The following is a 2,712-nucleotide window of genomic DNA, read 5'->3' on the forward strand; positions in this document are numbered from 1 at the left end:
GCTGAAGTGTTCGGAGACGTGACCATGACGGCCGCCTTACTAGATCGGCTGACTCATCACGTTCATACCTTTGTCCTAACGGGTCAATCATACCGACTAAAGCAAAGCAAGACACGAAGCGGGGTGACGAAAATGGCGGATCCCGGAGCATGCTCAGATCAGCCGGCGCCGTCCGAAACAGGTAGGATTTAGTGGTCAACTTTTCGATTGTCATTTACACACCCCAGTATCTCGGCAATGGTCTCGGCGGAGATACTTTGCAGTGTCATCACTACTGATGTAAGCGCCTGGCGTGTATATGGCTCTTGAGTACGCGCGGCAAGCCTCGTGAGTTCACTGATCTCGAATCCGTGTGTATTCGTGACTTTCATCCTTGGCATTGGCATGAACACTCGCTCCCTTCTACTGGGAGCCATTATACCAGCATAAGCGCCCAATATGGCAGGGAACTGTTCACTGCTGTGGTGCTTAGCTATAGTCGCACAGACGCCCAGTTCCACACGGGTCAATTCGCTTCGATAGCTTCCGCTCTGGAAGGCTCGACCACTCGCGTGGTCGTGAGTTTGGCGGACTTCTACGGGAAGGTCGAGCGCAACCTGGTGGCGGCACTTGAATGCGAGGGATGGCGGTTTGATCGCACCACGGGCGCCGATGGGCCCACGCGTGAACTCCTTGCGGACCTTCGCGACGAAGCTGTGGCCCACGGGCTTGAGATCTGCTCGTGCGCAGAGGCAGTCGACATGTCGGACCTGGGGATACGCCACGGCAAGTGCATCGATGACGAGCTGATTCGGAGCATATGGGGTATTGAGGTAGACGGCGGCAAGGACCCGGGCCAGAGGAGCGCGTGCGGCTGCGCGCCCAGCCGAGACACAGGCGCCAACAATACCTGCATCCACGGATGCAGATACTGCTACGCTACGGCTAGCTACAGAACGGCGCTCGACCGGTTCACCAGCCACAATCCGGACTCGCCGGATCTCGCCGGGCGGGTGCAATCAAGGGCCGGAGCGCAAAGGAGAAGAGGAATCCTCAGACACACAAGGCCAGGCTGAAAGCTCTGCAGGAAAGCGAGGACTTCGAGCGATAGGGGTCCGGAGAGCGCTGTTGTGCGTTGCCGAAAACGCCGGCGTATCCTCTTCCGAAGCATGCCGCATGGCTGTGCTGAGCACTGGGTCTGCCATCGTTGGCGTGAGCCCGAGCGAAACACCGAAAACGGGTGATAGACGAATGTGCTGTAATACAGTATGCTGTGACCATGGGGGTGGACGGCGTGGAAAGAAAGGACAAGTACAGGACGCAACTCTATCTAGATGAGGCCCGGTACCTCTTTCTCAAAGAGAGCGCGGCGAAGTACAACGTGAGTATGGCCGAGGTGGTCCGAACTCTCATCGACAAGGAAATGGGAGGCGCGGAAGCGGTCACGGAAGAAGACCCGTTGTTCCGTATCGCCGCAGCTGCCGTGACCACAGGGCGCGCAGACGGGTCCACCGAGCACGATCGCTATGTCTACCGGCCCAGGTGCGCTGGATCCGACCGTCCGGGAGCGCCTGTGGGAAACGGAGGTATCCGCGATGATGCGCCCCGCTGAGTGGCTCTTCATCGACACTTCCGCCTTCGTTGCGATGTACGATGCGGGCGATAAGTACCACGAGGCAGCAAAGGGCTTCTTCACGCCGGAGAACATGCGAGACCTTAAGGTGCGGTTGGTGACCACGAACTATGTGTTTGCCGAGGTGTACTCCTACTTCTGTAGGGCCCATGAGGATGCAATAGCAGTGGGCGCCTATATTCGAGAGAGCAAAGTCCTGCGCTGCATCCGTGCGGAGCCGGCCGACGAAGAGGCCGCCTGGGAGCTTGCGCAGAAATACCACGATAAGGATTTCAGCTTCGTCGACTGCTTGAGTTTCGCCATCATGTCGAGAATCGGATGTAGCAAGGCGTTCACGTTCGATTCGCATTTTGGGCAGATGGGCTTGGAGATGCTGCCGGACATGACCCGGGGCCAACGTTGAGTGGAACTGGGTGATGCTTAGTTTCGGGGGTCAGCTTCGCGCCTACCGCCTTCCGCGCCTCGGGCCTAACCGTCCATAATCCCTGCCTGTCCGCCCGGGCCCAGGTGACTTCCGCCCATAGCCCATGCATCGCTAGATTATGAGGAGTTACTGCCTGTACCCTGCACTTCCTGATAAATATCATAATAATGCGAAGGACTCCCAGTTAGTCATAATGAATGAGGCCGGCCCCATCATCGCACTGCGTAGGTTACACTGTAGTTAGCACAGCAGTGCAGAGCTACATACGAAGGGGGCCAGCCAGCATGAATCGTATCACAAAGTACGTCGGTTTGGATGTGTCCAAGGACAAGATCGCTGTGGCTATTGCAGACAGCAACATGGGTCGCTCGCACTACTATGGCGAGATCCGCAATACAGTAGAGGATGTGAGGAAACTCGTTAGCCCAACTTCCGCACTCGGGCACGCGTTTTCGCCTGATTTGTAGGAGGGCGTAAACTGAAAGCCGTGGTAGAACGCATTCCGTCTTCTCGGAAAGCTCAAATAGTGACTAAAAGAGGAACCCTCAGAATCCGACGCGGTTCGGCGCCGGAACCCGAGCACATCAGAATCTACGATGCCCTGGGCCTTCCGCACGCCATCATGACGCCAATCAAAACATGGTCCAGTACATAGTGACTAGTTTTCGCTCTTCGC

At 57.0% G+C, this 2,712-nt stretch carries 6 protein-coding genes; 5 read left to right on the forward strand and 1 reads right to left on the reverse strand.

Features of this window, described 5'->3' with window-relative positions; genetic code table 11:
- On the forward strand, window positions 1-192 hold a 192-nt coding region (locus tag VB144_12190), incomplete at its 5' end, for an ATP-binding protein (protein MEA4884388.1).
- Here VB144_12190 and VB144_12195 read toward each other — a convergent pair.
- Window positions 189-386, reverse strand: a complete 198-nt coding sequence (locus tag VB144_12195) for a hypothetical protein (protein ID MEA4884389.1) — start codon at window positions 384-386, stop codon at window positions 189-191. The genes VB144_12190 and VB144_12195 overlap by 4 nt on opposite strands.
- Window positions 387-464: 78 nt before the next feature.
- Here VB144_12195 and VB144_12200 point away from each other — a divergent pair, with 78 nt between their 5' ends.
- From VB144_12200 to VB144_12215, 4 genes are all read left to right on the forward strand, one after another.
- Window positions 465-1,055 carry a DUF1848 family protein gene (locus tag VB144_12200; GenBank protein ID MEA4884390.1) on the forward strand — a complete coding sequence of 197 codons (591 nt, stop codon included), beginning with the start codon at window positions 465-467 and terminating at the stop codon, window positions 1,053-1,055.
- 218 nt (window positions 1,056-1,273) lie between these two features.
- Window positions 1,274-1,591, forward strand: a complete 318-nt coding sequence (locus VB144_12205) for a hypothetical protein (protein MEA4884391.1) — start codon at window positions 1,274-1,276, stop codon at window positions 1,589-1,591.
- On the forward strand, window positions 1,575-2,015 hold the full coding sequence (locus tag VB144_12210; protein MEA4884392.1) for a PIN domain-containing protein: 441 nt from the start codon (window positions 1,575-1,577) through the stop codon (window positions 2,013-2,015). The genes VB144_12205 and VB144_12210 overlap by 17 nt, the downstream gene beginning before the upstream one ends.
- A gap of 305 nt (window positions 2,016-2,320) precedes the next feature.
- Window positions 2,321-2,503, forward strand: coding sequence for a hypothetical protein (locus tag VB144_12215; GenBank protein MEA4884393.1), 183 nt, complete (start codon window positions 2,321-2,323; stop codon window positions 2,501-2,503).
- Window positions 2,504-2,712: the final 209 nt, after the last annotated feature.

The sequence above is a fragment of the Clostridia bacterium genome (assembly GCA_034926675.1).
In the GTDB taxonomy this organism is placed as follows: Bacteria; Bacillota; DTU025; order DTU025; family DTU025; genus JAYFQW01.

What these genes read in the sequence shown, in the direction of transcription:
- VB144_12215 (MEA4884393.1), top strand. Translation starts at nt 2,321, where the DNA reads ATGAATCGTATCACAAAGTACGTCGGTTTGGATGTGTCCAAGGACAAG.
- VB144_12210 (MEA4884392.1), top strand. Translation starts at nt 1,575, where the DNA reads ATGATGCGCCCCGCTGAGTGGCTCTTCATCGACACTTCCGCCTTCGTT.
- VB144_12195 (MEA4884389.1), bottom strand. Translation starts at nt 386, where the DNA reads ATGCCAATGCCAAGGATGAAAGTCACGAATACACACGGATTCGAGATC.